Origin of the sequence: Streptomyces sp. NPDC023723, from assembly GCF_040639815.1 — a bacterium.
In the GTDB taxonomy this organism is placed as follows: Bacteria; Actinomycetota; Actinomycetes; order Streptomycetales; family Streptomycetaceae; genus Streptomyces.
Genome location: NZ_JBFAAP010000033.1, coordinates 33,325 through 50,259, shown reverse-complemented (window position 1 = coordinate 50,259; position 16,935 = coordinate 33,325). Strand labels below are relative to the sequence as shown.

At 73.6% G+C, this 16,935-nt stretch carries 15 protein-coding genes; 2 read left to right on the top strand and 13 right to left on the bottom strand.

What is annotated here, in order from left to right; all coding sequences use genetic code 11:
- Nucleotides 1-133 precede the first annotated feature (133 nt).
- The 3 genes from AB0G32_RS27960 to AB0G32_RS27950 all read right to left on the bottom strand — a co-directional run bounded on the left by AB0G32_RS27960 (nt 134) and on the right by AB0G32_RS27950 (nt 3,554).
- Complete coding sequence (locus tag AB0G32_RS27960) at nt 134-727, bottom strand: sugar kinase (RefSeq protein ID WP_361168982.1); 594 nt, start codon at nt 725-727, stop codon at nt 134-136.
- Entirely contained in the window at nt 724-1,872 is a 1,149-nt protein-coding gene (locus AB0G32_RS27955) for an ROK family glucokinase (protein WP_361168979.1), read from the bottom strand. The genes AB0G32_RS27960 and AB0G32_RS27955 overlap by 4 nt, the downstream gene beginning before the upstream one ends.
- A 206-nt stretch (nt 1,873-2,078) precedes the next feature.
- The gene (locus AB0G32_RS27950) at nt 2,079-3,554 is read right to left on the bottom strand and encodes a carboxylesterase family protein (RefSeq protein WP_361168976.1); all 1,476 of its coding nucleotides are present in this window, start codon (nt 3,552-3,554) and stop codon (nt 2,079-2,081) included.
- Nucleotides 3,555-3,838: 284 nt separating this feature from the next.
- Between AB0G32_RS27950 and AB0G32_RS27945 the strand changes: the two genes are divergently transcribed.
- Nucleotides 3,839-7,033, top strand: coding sequence for an AAA family ATPase (locus tag AB0G32_RS27945; protein ID WP_361168974.1), 3,195 nt, complete (start codon nt 3,839-3,841; stop codon nt 7,031-7,033).
- Nucleotides 7,034-7,065: 32 nt separating this feature from the next.
- Here AB0G32_RS27945 and AB0G32_RS27940 read toward each other — a convergent pair whose 3' ends face one another.
- From AB0G32_RS27940 to allB, 9 genes are all read right to left on the bottom strand, one after another.
- Entirely contained in the window at nt 7,066-7,863 is a 798-nt protein-coding gene (locus AB0G32_RS27940; RefSeq protein ID WP_361168971.1) for an ATP-binding cassette domain-containing protein, read from the bottom strand.
- Nucleotides 7,860-8,900, bottom strand: a complete 1,041-nt coding sequence (locus tag AB0G32_RS27935; RefSeq protein WP_361168968.1) for an ABC transporter permease — start codon at nt 8,898-8,900, stop codon at nt 7,860-7,862. Before AB0G32_RS27935 ends, AB0G32_RS27940 begins: the two co-directional genes overlap by 4 nt.
- Complete coding sequence (locus AB0G32_RS27930; protein ID WP_361168965.1) at nt 8,897-9,901, bottom strand: sugar ABC transporter substrate-binding protein; 1,005 nt, start codon at nt 9,899-9,901, stop codon at nt 8,897-8,899. Before AB0G32_RS27930 ends, AB0G32_RS27935 begins: the two co-directional genes overlap by 4 nt.
- Nucleotides 9,902-10,070: 169 nt before the next feature.
- Entirely contained in the window at nt 10,071-10,835 is a 765-nt protein-coding gene (locus AB0G32_RS27925; protein WP_361168962.1) for a GntR family transcriptional regulator, read from the bottom strand.
- A gap of 158 nt (nt 10,836-10,993) precedes the next feature.
- Entirely contained in the window at nt 10,994-11,389 is a 396-nt protein-coding gene (locus AB0G32_RS27920) for a ribonuclease domain-containing protein (RefSeq protein ID WP_361168959.1), read from the bottom strand.
- Nucleotides 11,390-11,569: 180 nt separating this feature from the next.
- Nucleotides 11,570-11,869 carry a hypothetical protein gene (locus tag AB0G32_RS27915; protein ID WP_361169063.1) on the bottom strand — a complete coding sequence of 100 codons (300 nt, stop codon included), beginning with the start codon at nt 11,867-11,869 and terminating at the stop codon, nt 11,570-11,572.
- Nucleotides 11,870-11,903: 34 nt separating this feature from the next.
- Entirely contained in the window at nt 11,904-12,530 is a 627-nt protein-coding gene (locus AB0G32_RS27910; RefSeq protein ID WP_361168956.1) for a dihydrofolate reductase family protein, read from the bottom strand.
- Between the two features lie 272 nt (nt 12,531-12,802).
- Entirely contained in the window at nt 12,803-13,918 is a 1,116-nt protein-coding gene (gene alc / locus AB0G32_RS27905) for an allantoicase (protein ID WP_361169051.1), read from the bottom strand.
- Between the two features lie 46 nt (nt 13,919-13,964).
- Nucleotides 13,965-15,302 carry an allantoinase AllB gene (gene allB / locus AB0G32_RS27900; protein ID WP_361168953.1) on the bottom strand — a complete coding sequence of 446 codons (1,338 nt, stop codon included), beginning with the start codon at nt 15,300-15,302 and terminating at the stop codon, nt 13,965-13,967.
- 283 nt (nt 15,303-15,585) lie between these two features.
- On the opposite strand from allB, the gene AB0G32_RS27895 reads away from it, so the two are divergent.
- Complete coding sequence (locus AB0G32_RS27895; RefSeq protein ID WP_361168950.1) at nt 15,586-16,392, top strand: IclR family transcriptional regulator; 807 nt, start codon at nt 15,586-15,588, stop codon at nt 16,390-16,392.
- 34 nt (nt 16,393-16,426) lie between these two features.
- Here AB0G32_RS27895 and AB0G32_RS27890 read toward each other — a convergent pair whose 3' ends face one another.
- Nucleotides 16,427-16,741, bottom strand: coding sequence for a DUF5955 family protein (locus tag AB0G32_RS27890; protein WP_361168947.1), 315 nt, complete (start codon nt 16,739-16,741; stop codon nt 16,427-16,429).
- Nucleotides 16,742-16,935 lie beyond the last annotated feature (194 nt).

Below are 16,935 nucleotides of genomic sequence, written 5' to 3'. Positions count from 1 at the left end.
CCCGGCATGTCCGTCATGGCGCCCACCATGTCCGTCATACGTCCTGTCACCTCCCGTCCCGTTCGCCGGATCAGCTGTCTTCGACTTTACGGGCGGGGTCTGACAATCGGCTCCGGACGCCTGCCGGGGCCGGTCAGGGGACGGTGCGCGAGACGACGTAGACCATCGGCAGGCCCGGGTTGGCGAGGTTGACCACGATGTCCTGGGTGGGGGCCGGGTTCTTCTGGGTGTGGATCAGGCCCCACCACTGTCCGGTCCCCGCCGCGGCGAAGTCCCAGCCGGTGACCCGCTGGTCGCGGTCGCTGATGGAGATGTCGTCCCGCCGCAGGTCGGCGCGGTCGACGCCGACGCCCGCGAGGAAGGCGTCCAGTCCGGCGCCGGTGGTCTCGAACTGGACGTACAGCCGGCTCGTCTTCCAGTTGTTCGTCTCGTAGTAGGCGACCTTGCCGGCCGGGTGCGGGACCGGGATCTGGTAGAGGCGGCGCTGGAGCTTGGAGGGCCAGCCCTCGGTCAGGCCGGTCGCCGAGTACTTCTCCTCCTTGTCCCGGCCGCTGCTGCGGCTCTGTTCGGCGGAGATCAGCAGATAGCCGGCCGGCACGCCGATCAGCAGCACGATGATGAGCAGGGTGAGGGCGCGGCGGCGGATCTTGTGCCGCCGGTCCTCGCCCGGGGTGCCGGACTCGGTCCCGCGCGCGGGCTCGCTCTGGTGCGGCAGGGTCTCCGTCACAGTGCCTCCCGTTCGGTGCGGCGGGTCTGCGCGTAGCGCTCGTAGCGTTCGTGGCGCTCGACGCGGCGGCGCTTGGCGCGGCGGAAGCGGCGGGCGACCAGGCGGGCCAGGTCGGCGGCGCCGACCATGCCGGCCTCGGGGCCGAGCTGGGCGCGGACGATCCGGGCCTCGGGCCGGTAGCCGCGGCCGGTGAGCTGGCGTTTGAACGCGTCCCGGGCGGGGCCGATCAGCAGGTCGTCGGCGGCGCTGACGCCGCCGCCGATCACGAAGCAGGACGGGTCGAGGGCGGCGGCCAGGTTGGCGATGCCGACGCCGAGCCACTGGCCGATGTCCTGGAGCAGTTCGATGCACATGGCGTCGCCCTCGCGGGCCAGCTCGGTGATCATCGGGCCGGTGATGTCACCGATGCTGCCCTTGACGTGCTCGATGATCCCGTACGCCACCGGCGAGTCGGCGGCGGCCAGCTCGCGGGCCTCTCTGACCAGGGCGTTCCCGGAGCTGTACTGCTCCCAGCAGCCGCGGTTGCCGCACGGGCAGCGGTGGCCGCCGGGGACGACCTGCATGTGGCCGAACTCACCGGCGACACCGTACTTGCCGCGTTTGACCTGGCCCTCCTCCAGGATCGCGCCGCCGATGCCGGTGCCCAGGGTGATCATGACGAGGTGGTCCTCGCCGCGGCCGGCGCCGAAACGCCACTCGGCCCAGGCGGCCGTGTTGGCGTCGTTGTCGACCAGGACGGGGACGGCGAGGCGGCCGGCCAGCCGGTCGCGCAGCGGCTCGTTGCGCCAGGACAGGTGGGGGGCGAACAGGATCCGGTTGCGGTCGGCGTCGACCCAGCCGGCCGCGCCGATGCCGACGGCGTGCACGTCGTGCCGGTCGGAGAGGTCCAGGACCAGTTCGACGATGGTGTCCTCGACGACCTTGGGGCTCTTGGACTTGTCCGGGGTCTCCGCGCGGACCTTCTCCAGGATGGTGCCGTCCGCGTCGACGACGCCCGCCATCACCTTGGTGCCGCCGATGTCGATGCCCACGGTGGGCACGCGGGGGGCCGTGAGGTGGGAGCGGCGTTCCCTGGTGCCGACCGTGCGCAGCACGGTGGCTCGGCGGGAGCCGATGGGGGCGGTGAGGTCGCGGTAGGTGCTCATCGGGTGCGATTGTGCCGTACCGCCCTGGCGGGTGCCGAACGGTGCGGGTGAGGGGGGTGCCGGGCCCTCGCCGGGCCCGGGGGCGGGGGCGGGCGTGCCGGGCGGTCGCCGGGGGTGGGGCCGGGGCGGGGCGGGGGTGTTGGTCGGTCGCCGGGGCGGGGCGGAGGCCGGGCGCGGGGGTATGGGTCGGTCGCCGGGGGCGGGGATCAGGCCGAGGTGGTCCAGGCCCCGTGTTCTTCGGCGTGGGGGGCGTCGGTCGTCGTCCACTCGGTGGCGATGCGCATCGTGGTGCGGTGTGCGCAGTCGTACCGCGGCCAGCCCGGGTCACCGGTCGTGGCGAAGCGGATCCAGGTGTCGTGGGTGCGGCGGGCGAGGTCCGCGGGCGGGTGGCCGGGGCCGAGCAGCGCCGTGCGGCCGTGCAGCACGGGCAGATGGGCGACGTCGAAGACGAAGGGCAGCTCGACCGCGTGACTGGCGCCGAGCAGGCCGTCCAGGGCGGGCGAACGCCAGGCGAACTCGTAGGCGTACGTGCCTGATCCGGGGTGCGCCGCGTGGGCGTCGGCGAGGGCCCGGCTGCCCGCGCCGAACAGCGCGTCGCCCATGACGGCGGACCGCAGCTCGCCGTGGGACGCCGCGGGCCGGGCCGTACGGTACGTCGCGACGAGCCGTGCCGGGTCGGGGTGGGCGCGCGCCGCCACGTCGGCCACGTCCTCGGCGGTCGAGGTGGCGTACTGGCCGAACGGGACCAGGTAGAGGTTGCCCTCCTCGGCGTTGGTGCCGACGAGCAGGTCGACGCCGGCGCCGGCGCCGGCCGCGACCGATACGGCGGGCTGGGTGCCGAGGACCAGGCTGAACGGGCTGAGGCCGATCAGCGGGTCCAGGTCGGTGTCCGTCCGCAGGTCGATGCCGGCCAGCCGGGACGCGGCCTCGACCAGGCGTTCGTCGGAGAGGTCCGCGAAGGCGTCGGCGTGCGGGGCGACGCCCAGGGCCTCGGCCGCGGCCCCGGTCACCCGGGCGGCCTGCTCGGGGGTGAACGCGCCCAGTCCGCTGCCGCTCTGCACGATCGCCCGGCGGAAGAGACCCGCGGCCGCCGGGTCGGCCAGGGTGCCGGCGACGACGGTCGCGCCGGCGGACTGGCCGAAAAGGGTGACGTTCCCGGGGTCACCGCCGAACGCGGCGATGTTCTCCTGGACCCAGTGCAGCGCGGCCAGTACGTCGAGCAGGCCGCGGTTGGCGGGCGCGCCGGGGAGGTCGAGGAAGCCGGCGACGCCGAGCCGGTAGTTGAGCGTGACGAGGACCACGCCGTCGCGGGCGAAGGCGGTGCCGTCGAACAGCGCGGACCGCGTCGATCCGGCGACGAACGCGCCGCCGTGCACGAACACCATGACGGGCAGGCCGCCGTCGGCTGTCTCGGGTGCCCAGACGTTGACGGTGAGGTAGTCCTCGCCCTTGGCCCAGCCGGTGCCGAAGTACGGGGACATGTCCACGCTGCCGAGCCGGCGTTCGGACTGCGGCGCGTTGGGGCCGGGCACGGTGGCGTCCCGTACGCCGTCCCAGGGGGCGTGCGGCCGGGGCGGCGCGAACCGGGCGGCGCCGCGGGGCGGGGCGGCGTAGGGGATGTTCCGGAAGGCGACGGTGCCGTCCTGGCGCAGGCCGCGGACGGCGCCCCGCGCGGTGGTCACTACCGGGGCGGTGGGCACTGCGGGGGCGGTGGGCACTGCGGGGGCGGGGTGGTGGCGCACGGTGGTGCCTTTCGGTGCGGGTGCTGGGTTCGGGTGCTGGACGCCGGTGCTGGATGCCAGGGCTGGTTCGGGTGCTGGGTTCGGCCGCGAGCGTAGGGCGGGGGCCGGTCGCTGCGGTATCGGTCACGTGACCGCAGTCGGGCGTCCGGCCCCGTACCGGCGCTTGTAGCCTGGACGGCTGCGGCGGGCGAACCCGCCGCGGAGCCACAGTGTCTGGAGAGTCCGTGGACGTGCACCCAGGTGGCCCGGACGGGGCCGCCGGATCCGGGCAGGGTGCGGAAGAGCCGCTCGTCGGCCGGGACGCCGAGTCGGCGCGGCTGTTCCGCGCGGTGGACCTGGCATCGGCGTCGACGTCGGTTTCGGCGTCGGCGGAGTCGGTGGTGGTGGTCGCCGGTGAGCCGGGCATGGGCCGGAGCGCGCTGCTGGAGCACGTGGCGCGGCGGGCGGCGGCCGGCGGTGCCCGGGTGCTGCGGGCGGTGGGCAGCGAGTCGGAGTCGGGGCTGGCGTTCGCCGCGCTGCACCAGGTGCTGCGGCCGGTGCGGCACGAGGTGGACGGTCTGCCGGGCGCACAGCGCGCGGCGGTGCGGGCCGCCTTCGGGATGGGGCCGGATACGGGGGTGCGGGCGAGTGCGGCCGGTCCCCTGACGTCCGCCTCCGCAACGGCGCCCGCCCCCCGCCGCCGGACGGGCTCGCCCGACCCCATGCTGCTCGGGCTCGGCGTGCTGGGTCTGCTGTCGGCGCCGGGTGGCCGGCGGCCCGTGCTCGTCGTGCTGGACGACGCCCACTGGTTCGACCGTGCCTCCCTGGAGGTACTGGCCTTCGCCGCCCGGCGGCTGGACGGCGAACCGGTCACCATGCTGGTGGCCGTCCGCGCGGGTGAGCAGCTGCCGGGGTTCGACGGGACCGTGCCGGCGCTCACCCTGGGGCCGCTGGACCGGACCGCCGCCGGCCGGCTGCTGGACCGGCGGCCGGACGGCCCGGCCGGCCGCACCAGGACGCGGATTCTCGACGAGGCCGACGGCAATCCCCAGGCCCTGGTGGAGTTCGCGCGGGCCGCCGCCGTACGGGAGACGGCCGCCGGGCCGCCGTTCGCGGGGCCGCTCCCGCTCACCGACCGCGCGGCGCGGATGCTCGCCGCCCGGCTGAACGGCCTGCCGGTCGCCACCACCCGCGCCCTGCTGCTCCTGTCCGCCCTGGACGCCCCGGACCCGACGTCATCCCTCCCGGCGTCCCCGCTCCCCCCGACCGCCCTCCTACCGACCGCTCTCCTACCGGCAGCCCTCCTACCGGCAGCCCTGCCGTCGACCGGGCTGTCGCCGACCGCCGACTCCCGGGCCACCGGCGGCCCGCGGATCACCGGCCTTCCCCCGGCCGCCCTCCCACCGGCCGGACTGCCGACCACCGCCTCCCAGGCCGCCCTCCCACCGGCCACCGCCTCTCAGAGCCCCCTGCCGGCAACCGCCCTCCCCCAGCCCGCCACCAACCCCGCACCGGCCGAGCTCCCCGCCCCGGAAGACGAGCCATGGCTGCCCGCCGAGCAGGCCGGGCTGATCCGACGGACCGGCGATGACGTGCGGTTCCGTCATCCGCTGGTCCGGTCGGCCGTGTATCACTCCGCTGCTCCGAGCGCCCGGCGCGAGGCTCATCTCACGCTGGCCGGGCTGCTCCGCGACGAACCGGACCGGCGCGCCCGGCACCTCGCCGCCGCGGCGACGGGCCCGGACGCGGCCGTCTCGGCGGAGCTGGAGCGCAGCGCCGGCCGGGCCCGCCGGCGCGGCGGCCACGCGGCGGCGGCCGAGGCCCTGCGCCGCGCCGCCGAACTGGCGCCACGGCGTGCGGACAGTGCCCGGCTCCTGGTCGAGGCCGCCGGCGCGGCCGTGTTCACCGGGGATCTGCCCTGGGTCGAGGAACTGACCGCGGCGGCACGCGCGCGTACCGACGACAGCGCGCTGCTGGCCCGCGCCTCCGCGCAGGCCGGCCGGCTGGCAGCCCTGACCGTACGGCACTCCGCGGTCTTCCCGCGGCTGGCCGACGCGGCCGAGGCGATGGCCGTCACCCGGCCCGGCGCCGCGCTGGACCTGCTGGCCGACGCCGCGGTGGTCCGCTACTACTCCGGGCGGGACGACCACCGCCGACGCGTCCAGGACATCCTGCGACGCCTCCCGGCAGACCCCCGGATCACGCACGCGGGCCCGCCCGTCTGGATACGTACCGTGGCGGACCCCTTCGACGGCCGGGACGCGCTCGTCTCCCTGCTGCCCGCGCTGACGACGTGGGCGGGAGCCGCGCCGGAGCGGCTCACCATGGTCGGGATCATGGCCTGGCTGCTGGACGAGACCCCGCGGGCGGTGCGTGCCTTCGACGAGGCCTTCGACCGCTGGGAGGTGCAGGGCGCGCTGCCGGAGGGGCTGGGCGGCGCGATCGCCTGGGCCTATGTGGAGCGCGGGAGGTGGGAACAGGCGCTCGCGGCCTGCGCCCGTACCACCGTGGTCGGCCGGGCGGCCGGTCTGGACCACGCCGTGGCCTGCGCGGCGGCCGTGTCGGCCACCGTGCTGGCCTTCCAGGGGGACGTCGCGGCGGCCCGGGCCCGGGCCGGTGCGGCGCTCGCCGCGATCGATCCGCTGGAGAGCCGCTCGGTCGCCGTCTTCGCGCGCCGCGCGCTCGGTGCGGCGGCGGTCGCGGAGGGGGCGTACGAGACGGCGTACGAGCAGTTCCGCATGGTCTTCGACGCGGACGGGGCGCCGGTGCACTACCACGCGTCCTACCCGGCCGTCGCGGAGCTGGCCGCCGCCGCGGTGCGCTGCGGCCGGCGCGAGGAGGCCGTCCAGGTCGTGGAGCGGACCGCGCGCGCCCTGGGCGACGACGCCTCGCCCAGGCTGCGGGCGCTGCTCAGCCGGGCCCGTGGCCTGCTGGCCGACCCCGGGGACCCGGCGGGCGCCGAGCCGCACTTCCGAGCCGCCCTGGCGGACCCGGTACTGGCGCACTGGCCCTTCGAGCGGGCCCAGACCCTGCTCGAACTGGCCGAGTGGCTGCGGCGGCGCCGGCGGATCGCCGAGGCGCGCGGGCCGCTCGCCGAGGCCCTGGAGGTCTTCCGCCGGCTGGGCGCCGAGCCGTGGGCCGCGCGGGCCCGGGCCGAGGCACGCGCCGCCGGTCTCGACACCACGGACGCGGCCACGGGCGCGGGCCCGGCCACGGGCACGAGCGCCGCCGCCGACGCGCTCGCCGGGCTGTCCCCGCAGCAGCGGGAGATCGTCGAGCTGGCCGCGCGGGGGCTGACCAACCGCGAGATCGGCGAGAAACTGTTCCTCTCCCCGCGTACGGTCGGCTCGCACCTCTACCGCAGCTTTCCCAAGCTGGGCGTCACCGCCCGGTCCCAGCTGCGCGACCTCCTGGAGGGCCCGCTCCGGGACCGGGACTAGGACCGGCGCTAGGACGAGGGCTATGACCGGGGCTAACGCCGTCGCAGCTCGTGGCGGAGGTCGTCCAGTTCGTTGCCGCCGGCCATCTGCCGGGTCAGCTCGTCCAGGGTGATCTCGTCGCGGGTGTGGTTGCCGACCATGGTGCCGCGCTTCAGGAGTACGAAACGGTCGCCCACCAGGTAGGCGTGGTGCGGGTTGTGGGTGATGAAGACGACGGCCAGCCCCTGGTCGCGGGCGGCGGCGACGTACTTCAGTACCACCCCGGACTGCTTGACGCCCAGCGCCGCGGTCGGCTCGTCCAGGACCAGCACCTTGGCGCCGAAGTACACCGCGCGGGCGATCGCCACGCACTGGCGCTCGCCGCCGGAGAGGGTGCCGATGGGCTGGTCGACGTCGCGCAGGTCGATGCCCATGCGGAGCAGTTCCGCGCGGGTGGTGCGGCGCATGAGGTCGACGTCCATCCGCTTGAACGGGGCGACGCCCTTGCGCGGCTCGGAGCCGAGGAAGAAGTTGCGCCACACCGGCATCAGCGGGACGACGGCCAGGTCCTGGTAGACGGTGGCGATACCGCGGTCCAGGGCGTCGCGCGGCGAGGAGAGCCGGGTCTCCTCGCCGTCCAGGGTGAGGGAGCCGCCGTCGTGCTGGTGGAGGCCCGCGATGATCTTGATGAGGGTGGACTTGCCGGCCCCGTTGTCGCCGAGCACACAGGTGATCTCACCGGCGTGCGCCGCCAGGGACACCCCTTCCAGGGCCCGGACATTGCCGTACTGCTTGCTGACGCCGGACAGCTCCACCAGCGCGGTACGGGTGTCGGTGGGCTGAGTCGTCACTTGGTGGCCTCCGCGCGCTTGCGGACCCAGGCGTTGAGCAGGGTCGCGAGGAGCAGCATCGCTCCGAGGAAGAACTTGAACCAGTCGGGGTTCCACTCGGCGAAGACGATGCCCTTGCTGGTCATGCCGAAGATCAGGGCGCCGACCGCCGAGCCGACCGCGCTGCCGTAGCCGCCGGTGATCAGACAGCCGCCGATGACGGCCGCGATGATGTAGATCAGCTCGTTGCCGACGCCCTCGCCGGACTGCACGACGTCGTACGAGAAGAGCAGGTGCTGGCCGGAGATCCAGGCGCCGAGGGCGACCCCCATGTAGAGGCCGATCCTGGTCTTCGTCACCGGGACGCCCACCGCGCGGGCGGCGTCCTGGTTGCCGCCGACCGCGAAGATCCAGTTGCCGGCGCGGGTGCGCAGCAGGATCCAGCTCGCCAGCGCGACCAGCGCGAGCCACCACAGGATGGTCACCTTGAAGCCGACGCCGCCGATGGTGATCGTGGAGGCGAAGACGTCCTTGGCGGCGGCGAAGCCCTCCATGTCGGCGATGGACTTGGTGGAGACGGTGTCGTCGATCAGCTTGGTGAAGCCGAGGTTCATGCCGATCAGCATCAGGTAGGTGCCCAGCGTGATGATGAAGCTGGGCAGCTTGGTGCGGCTGAGCATGAAGCCGTTGAAGGCGCCGATGGCGAGGGTGACCAGCAGGGACACACCGACGCCGACCCAGACGTTGGCGGTCATCTGGTAGCTGAACATCGACGACAGCAGGGCGGAGGAGGTCACCATGACGCCCGCCGACAGGTCGAACTCGCCGCCGATCATCAGCAGCGCGACCGGTACGGCCATGATGCCGATGGTGGAGGAGGCGTACAGGACCGTGCTGAGGCTGGCGGCGTGCAGGAAGCTGTCGGCGACCAGGGCGAAGAAGACGAAGACGGCGATCGCGCCGACGACCGAGCCCAGCTCGGGACGGCCGAGGAGCTTCCGCAGCGGAGAGGTCCGCAGAATCCTTTCGTCAGTGACCGGGGCGTCGGCGGCGCTCATCGGGTGCCCCGCTCCGTGTAGTCGGCCAGCGCGTCGGCGTCGTCCTTGGTGATGATCTGCGGCCCGGTGAGCACCGGCTGCCCGCCGCCGAGGACGTCGGCGTTGTACCGGTAGAGCCACAGCAGGTCGACCGCCTCGTAGCCCTGGAGGTAGGGCTGCTGGTCGACGGCGAAGCCGAGGGTGCCGTCCTTCAGGCCGGCCGCCACCTTGGCGTTCAGGTCGAAGGTGTCGATCTCGGCCTTGCTGTTCGCGCCCTGCTTGGCCTTGACGGCGGTGTCCGCGTACGGCGCCCCCAGCGTGACCACCGTGTCGACGCTCTTGTCGGTCTGGAGCTTGGCCTCGAGGGCGGACTGCACGTCCGGCATGCTGGTGCCGGTGACGTAGAGCCGCTGGAGCTTGCCGTCGAAGGTCTTCGCCACGCCGTCGCAGCGCTGCTCGTGGCCGACGTTGCCCTGCTCGTGCAGGACGCAGACGGCGCTCTTGCGGCCCCGTTCGTTCAGTTCCTCGCCGACCGCCTCGCCGGCGATCGTCTCGTCCTGCCCGATGTGGGTGAGCGCGCCGAACTCCTTGGACTCGGCCGAGCCGGAGTTGACGGTGACCACCGGAATGCCGGCCTTCACCGCGCGGGCGACCGCGGCCTTCATCGCGTCCGGCTTGGCCAGCGTGACGATGATCCCGTCGACCTTCTTGTCCACGGCTGCGTCCACCAGCTGCGCCTGCTGCTGGGCCTCGTCGTCGTGGGAATACAGGAAGTTGATGTTGTCCTTGACGGCGGCCTGCTCGGCGCCGCTCTGGACGATGTCCCAGAAGGTGTCGCCGTCGCCCGAGTGGGTGATCATCGCGACGGTCCAGCGGGGGGTGTTCACCGCCGCCTTCCCCTGGGCCGCGGCGGCCTTGCGGGCGTCCTCGGCGCGCTTGCCGCCGGTGCTGCTGCATGCGACGAGGGAGAGTGACAATGCCCCTGCCAGCGCGATGCCTGTCCAGGTCCGAAACCGTGCCACGAGGCGGTGCCCTTCTTGCTCTGTGCTGTCTTGCTGCGTGCGGTCGTGGTTCTGTCGTGGTTCTGTCCTACGCGAGGGCCAGTGCGCCCACCAACCCAAACGCCCTATTGTCGGGCATGGGTGTCGGGCGCGACACGCCGGGGGCATATGCCGGACTTCAGAACCGACCTCAGGACCGCACCAGGAGCTGGAACTCGAACGAGTAACGGGACGGCCGGTAGGTGTGGGTGCCGTACTCGACCGCGCGGCCGGTGTCGTCGTACGTGGCGCGCCGCATGGTGAGCAGCGGGGCGCCCTCGGCCTCGTCGAGCCGCGCGGCCTCGGCGGCGGTGGCGGCGCGGGCGCCGATGGACTGGCGGGCGCTGTGCAGGGTGATGCCGGCGCCGCGCATCAGGCGGTACAGGCCGGTGCTCTCCAGGGGGCCGGTGGCCAGGTCGAGGAGGCCGGGCGGCAGGTAGTTGCACAGGTACGCCATCGGCTCGCCGTGGGTCAGGCGCAGCCGCTCGATGTGGTGCACCTCGTCGCCCTCGGCCACCCCGAGCGCGGCGGCGACCTCGGCGGTCGCCGGGACGACGTCGTTGACCAGGACCTGGGTGCCGGGGCGCTGTCCTGCCGCCGCCAGGTCGTCGTAGAGGCTGCTCAGCTCCAGGGGGCGCTTGACCTGGCTGTGGACGACCTGGGTGCCGACGCCGCGGCGGCGTACCAGGAGGCCCTTGTCGACCAGCGACTGGATGGCCTGGCGGACCGTGGGCCGGGACAGGCCGAGCCGGGCGGCCAGTTCGATCTCGTTGCCCAGCAGGCTGCCCGGCGTGAGGACGCCCTGCTCGATGGCCGCCTCCAGTTGCTGCGACAGCTGGAAGTACAGCGGCACCGGACTGGTCCGGTCCACGCCGAGGTCTGGCGTCGCGGGCGGGTCGACTTCTGGTTTCGGCACGTGGCGAGCGTAGCTCTGCGCGTTGTTGACGGGAAGTTGCGCAGTCCGGTTGTCAGGACATGGCGGCGCCTGTGGCCCGAAGGTCTCGGCCCGAAGGTCTCGCCCCGCGGCCAATGTGGGTGGGGGGTCCGCGGGGCGAGGGTCTGCGGGCGCGGTGATCAGCAGGCGTAGTCGACCAGGTCGAAGGAGACGTAGTGGTCGGCGGTGTAGTAGTCCTCCTGGTACTCGTCACCGGTGACGATGCGGCGGGCACCGCGGGTGGACGAGCCGGGGGTGATCACCGTGTACTCGTGGTAGTAACCGCTGGACTGGCTGGGCAGGATGCCCTCGCGGTTCTGGAAGACGGTCCCGTCCTGGGAGTACGGGTAGGGGCCGCCCTGCTCGATCAGGTCGAGGGTGTCGTGCGCCTGGGACGGCAGGTCGCTGTAGCAGATGCTGCCGACCGCCGCGGGGGCGGCGGTGGCAGTGGTCGCGGAGACGGTGCCGCCCACGAGCAGGGCGGTCAGGGCAGCGGCGGCCGCGCCGATGCGGGCGGCGTGTGGGGGAAATCGCATGCCCCTATGATGACGCGCGTAGATGATGGCATGTCAATGACAAGGAGAAGATTTCCCCCGTCCCGCCCGATGAGTTTTCACCCGGTTAACCCACGGCTTTCCGACCCGCCCGGCCCGACCGGACCATCCGGCTCGCCCGGACCACTCGATCCCCTCCCCGATTCCCCGGCGCGCCGCGCCTCAGCGCCAGTCGCCGGTCGCCCAGGCCAGCAGGCGGGGGCGGGGTTCGCCGTCGCAGTCCGCCCCCACGGCCTCCGCCCTGACGATGTCGCTGGTGAAGAACTGTTCGGCGGTCCAGGCCAGGGTGTCGGCGGCGGCGCCCGGCTCCCCGAACGACGCGGGCGCGTCGGCCGTGACCGGCGGTTCGTAGGGCTCGCAGCCGACCCCTTCGAGCGGCTGGCCGAGATACCAGCCGCCGACGAAGACGGCGTACAGCACGGCAAGTGCGCCCAGGCGGCGCGGAGTTATCCAGGCAGACACCCGCGCAGTTTCGCACAGGCGTCCGACAGCCGCGTCAGTCATTCTCCGGCAGTTCGTACGTGCCGTACTCGGGGCGTCCCGCCGGCTCGTACGACTGGATGCTCACGCCCTTCGCGGTGACCCGGCCGCCGGTGTGCCGGAAGGCGGTCGGCACGGAGCCCGCCTCGAACAGCCGGCGGCCGGCGCCCAGGACCACCGGGTAGGTCAGCAGGTGGACGGTGTCGACGAGGCCGAGCGCGAGCAGGGAGCGGGCGAGGACACCGCTGCCGTGCGTCAGGAGCTCGCCGTCGGTGCGTTCCTTTGCGGCGGTGACCTCCTTGGCGAGGTCGGCGCCGAGCACGGTGGTGCCGGTCCAGCCGGGGTCGGTGAGGGTGGTGGAGGCGACGTACCTCGGCAGGTTGTTCAGCTTCGAGGCGACCGGGTCGGCGGGGTCGGTGACCTTCGGCCAGTATCCGGCGAAGATGTCGTAGGTACGGCGGCCCAGCAGGAAGGCGCCGACCCGGTCGTAGAGGCCGAGGATGAAGCGGCCGGAGTCCTCGTCGTCGTAGGGGACGGTCCAGCCGCCGTGGGCGAAGCCGTCGCGGGTGTCCTCCTTGGGGCCGCCGGGCCCCTGGTAGACGCCGTCGAGGGTGACGAAGGTGGTGAGGACGAGCTTGCCCATGACGGGTGCCTGCCTTTCGTGCGCGTCCCGCGCGTCTGGCACGGAGGGTCCGCTGTCATCAGGGCAGACCCCGCCGGCACCCGGAACTCATCGCGGCACGGGGACCTGTCTCATCCGGCGCGTGGGACCTGTCTCATCCGGCGTGGGTGGAGCGCTGCCCGCCCGCCGGTCGGGCCCTGCCGGTCGCCGCCCCGGGTCCTCCTCAGGGCCGCGACAGGCAGACGGCGGCTGTCCGCCGGACGGGCCGGACAGACAGCCGCGCGTCTCCCGGGTCAGCCGCCCAGTTCCTGGTGGCGGGCGGCCAGCCGGGCCGCGCCGTCCGCGGTGAGGGCGCCGAACAGCCGCAGCCGGGAGATGCCGCCGTCCGGGTGGATGTCCACGCGCGCGTGCGTGCCCACGGCCTCCTCGGGGAGGACGAAGCGGTGGTTCGTGTCGGGCTGGAGGCGGGTGCGGGGCAGGATCTCGCGCCACTCGCCGTCCACGCCGTCCTTGACCGACACGGAGGCCCAGCCGGCCGAGTTGCCCTTCAGGTACGCCGTGTCGATCTCCACCGCGCGGACGCCGGAGTGCTCGGCCAGCCGGTACGAGATCCAGTCGTGGCCCCGGTCGCGGCGGCGCCGGGTCTCCCAGCCGTCGTCCATCTTGCGCGAGCGGCCCGGCTGGATGGTGTTGGTGGCCGGCGAGTAGAAGCGGTCCGAGGCGTCCTCCACCCGGCCGCCGTTCTCCAGGGCGACCACGTCGAAGGTGCCGAGCGCGGCGAGCCACGCCGGGTCCGGGACCACCTCGCCGTGCACCCGCAGCCGGGCGATGCCCCCGTCGGGGTGCTGCTTGACCCGCAGGTGGGTGAAGCACTGCTCGACGTCGACCGCGAAGCCGTTGGCCGCGTGGCCGCCGACCTCGGTACGCGGCACCAGCGTCGTCCACTTCACGTCCTCGGCGAGGAGTTCCTCCGGGGACGGGGAGCCCGGCAGCGAGGTGCCCTCCACCGACACCGCCTGCGGGTAGTTGCCGCGGAAGTGCGCGGTGTCGACGACGATGCCGCGGATCACGCCGGGCGCGCCGAGCCGGACCAGCGCCCAGTCGTGGTCCTCGTCGGCGGGCCAGGGGTGGTCCGCCGAGACACCCCGGCGGCGGCGGGTCTCCCAGCCGTCCATGATCTTGCCCTTGTGGCCAAAGTGCTCGGGGTCGAACTCGGCCCGCTCGGGCACCAGCAGGTTCTCCCGCTGGGCGAAGAACTCGTCGTTGGCCGCGACGACACCGGCGCCGAGCCGCCGGTCGGCGAGGTTGGCGTGCTGGGTGAAGGGGAAGTCGGCGGTGCGGTAGTCCGCGTACGGGTCACCGCCTCCGTAGGGGTTCGCGTCGCCGGTGAACATCGAGGTCGCCGTCACGGTGATCAGTTCTGCCTTTCGGTCGTCGGGCACGGTCGGGAGAGGGTCAGGGGGTGCGGACGAGGAGCCGCCCCCGCGGTTCGCTGAACGCGCCCTCGTGCAGCACCCGCTGTCCGCGCAGCCAGGTGGACTTCACGACGCCGTACAGGGTCCGGCCGGCGTACGCGGTGACGCGGTTGCGGTGCTGGAGGGCGGCCGGGTCGACGGTGAACGTCTCGTCGGGGGCGAGGACCGCGAAGTCGGCGTCGCGGCCCGCCGCGACGGCGCCCTTCCCGGTCAGCCCGGCCAGCGCGGCGGTCCGCGCGGACATCCAGCGGACGACGTCCTCGATCGAGTGGCCGCGGGCACGGGCGGCGGTCCACATGGCCGGCAGGCTGAGCTGGAGGCCGGAGATGCCGCCCCAGGCGGTGGCGAAGTCGTCGGTCTTGAGGTCGGCGGTGGACGGCGAATGGTCGGTGACGACGCAGTCGATGGTGCCGTCCGCCAGCGCCTGCCACAGCAGATCCTGGTTGGCGGCCTCGCGGATGGGCGGGCAGCACTTGAACTCGCTGGCACCGTCCGGGACTTCCTCGGCGGTGAGGGTGAGGTAGTGCGGGCAGGTCTCGACAGTGAGGCGGACGCCCTCGGCGCGGGCCGCGGCGATCAGCGGCAGGGCGTCGCCGGAGGACAGGTGCAGGACGTGCACGCGGGCGTCGAACCGTTTCGCCTGGGCGACGAGGGCCGCGATGGCGGTGTTCTCGGCGTCGCGCGGGCGGCTGGCGAGGAAGTGCCGGTAGTGCGGGCCGCCCTGCTGCGGGGCGGCGGCGAGGTGCCGCGGGTCCTCGGCGTGCACGATCAGCAGGCCGTCGAAGGAGGCGATCTCGGCCAGCGAACGGGCGAGCTGGCCCTGGTCGAGGTGCGGGAACTCGTCCACGCCGGACGGGGACAGGAACGCCTTGAAGCCGAAGACACCGGCCTCGTGCAGCGGGCGCAGGTCCTTCACGTTGTCGGGCAGCGCGCCGCCCCAGAAGCCGACGTCGATGTGCGCCTTGTCGGCGGCCACCCGGCGCTTGACGTCTAGGTGCTCGACGGTGGTGGTGGGCGGCAGGGAGTTGAGCGGCATGTCGACGAGGGTGGTGATGCCGCCGGCCGCGGCGGCCCGGGTGGCGGTCCAGAAGCCCTCCCACTCGGTACGGCCGGGGTCGTTGACGTGCACGTGGGTGTCGACCAGGCCGGGCAGCACGACGTGGTCACCGACGTCCTCCAGGCGGGCACCCGGCGGGACGGGGGTGTCGTACGGCCGGACGGCCGTGATGGTCTCCCCGGTCACCTCGATCGACGCGGGGCGGGTGCCCTCGGGAGTGACGACCCGCGTGGAGCGCAGCACCAGCTCAGCTTCGGACACCCGAACCCCTCTCGGCGTACACGGTTTACCACCACGTAACGGACTTCAACGTTCTGTTGAAGGAGCTTCTCCCCAGGGTCCGCCCGCCGTCAAGGGGCACCCAATGGCACCCGATGACACCTGATGACACCTGATGAGACCCGATGACCTCGGCCGCCCCCTGGACGTTTCCACAAAGTGGAATTAGTATTTCGACAGACAGAACGTAGCTATGCACAAGCAGGGAGTCAACCGGCCGCCGGGTAGGCTTCTGCCCTCCCGTCCGCCCCGAAAGGAACGCGCCGTGCCGACGTCCAGCGCCAGCACCACCGACTCCGCCAAATCCTCCGCGAGCGGCGGCGTCCAGTCCCTGGAGCGCGCCTTCGACCTGCTCGAACGGATGGCGGACGCGGGCGGCGAGGTCGGCCTGAGCGAGCTGTCCGCGAGCAGCGGCCTGCCGCTGCCCACCATCCACCGCCTGATGCGCACGCTGGTCGCCTGCGGCTACGTCCGTCAACAGCCCAACCGCCGCTACGCGCTCGGCCCCCGGCTGATCCGCCTCGGCGAGTCGGCGTCCCGGCTGCTGGGCACCTGGGCGCGGCCGCATCTGGCCCGCCTGGTCGAGGAGACCGGCGAGACGGCCAACATGGCGCTGCTCGACGGGGACGAGATCGTCTACGTGGCGCAGGTGCCGTCCAAGCACTCGATGCGGATGTTCACCGAGGTGGGCCGCCGGGTGCTGCCGCACTCCACCGGCGTGGGCAAGGCGCTGCTCGCCGCTTTCCCGCCGCAGGAGGTGCGGGCGCTGCTGGCCCGCACCGGGATGCCCGCCGCCACCGACAAGACGATCACCACGCCGGACGGCTTCCTGGCGGCGCTGGAGGAGGTGCGGCGGCAGGGGTACGCGATCGACGACAACGAGCAGGAGATCGGCGTGCGCTGTCTGGCCGTCCCGGTGCCCGACTCCCCCACCGCCGCGGCCATCTCGATCTCCGGCCCGGCCGGCCGCGTCACCGAGGCCGCGACCGCCACGATCGTGCCGGTGCTGCGGCAGGTGGCGGCGGAGCTGTCCGAGACCCTGCTCGCCTCGGGCGGCGGCTCGGCGGCCTGAGGGGCCCTCAGGAGCGCGCCGACCCGACAAGACCTCAGGAGCGCGGCGGCTCCCCGAAGAGCTCCACCGCGTGCCGGACCTCCGTCAGGCCCGCCGACAGGGCGCTGACCGAGCCGATCGCGCCGGCCAGCAGCAGGAGAGAGTGACGCAGCCGCGGCACCTCCGGCACACCGGCGGCCGCCATCGCGGCGAGCGTGGCCAACTCGTCCTCGGCGACGCCCCGGTCGGGGAACTCCGTAGGCAGCGCGGCGAGCCGCCGGCGCAGCCCGGCCACCGCGGTCCGCAACTCCTTGACCCGCACGTCCTCGTCACCGTCGGCCACTCGTTTCTGCCCCACGCCACGCAACACGGCCCCTCCCCCTCGCACCCCGTCGTGCGCCCTCGCTCGTTCCGTTCCCCCGGCCCCCGGTGGCGCTGGTCGGGCGCACAGGGACGCGGGTCAGTAAACGCCACCCGGTACGCCCGCGCCACAGCGGGGGCTGAAATTAAGCGCCCCGAAACCCGGTGCTCCCCGGGGCGTCGTTCACGAACTCCGGTATGCAG

Coding starts and splice junctions, on each gene's coding strand:
- AB0G32_RS27955 (WP_361168979.1), bottom strand. CDS start 1,872: ATGAGCACCTACCGCGACCTCACCGCCCCCATCGGCTCCCGCCGAGCC.
- AB0G32_RS27935 (WP_361168968.1), bottom strand. CDS start 8,900: ATGAGCGCCGCCGACGCCCCGGTCACTGACGAAAGGATTCTGCGGACC.
- AB0G32_RS27920 (WP_361168959.1), bottom strand. CDS start 11,389: ATGCGATTTCCCCCACACGCCGCCCGCATCGGCGCGGCCGCCGCTGCC.
- AB0G32_RS27910 (WP_361168956.1), bottom strand. CDS start 12,530: ATGGGCAAGCTCGTCCTCACCACCTTCGTCACCCTCGACGGCGTCTAC.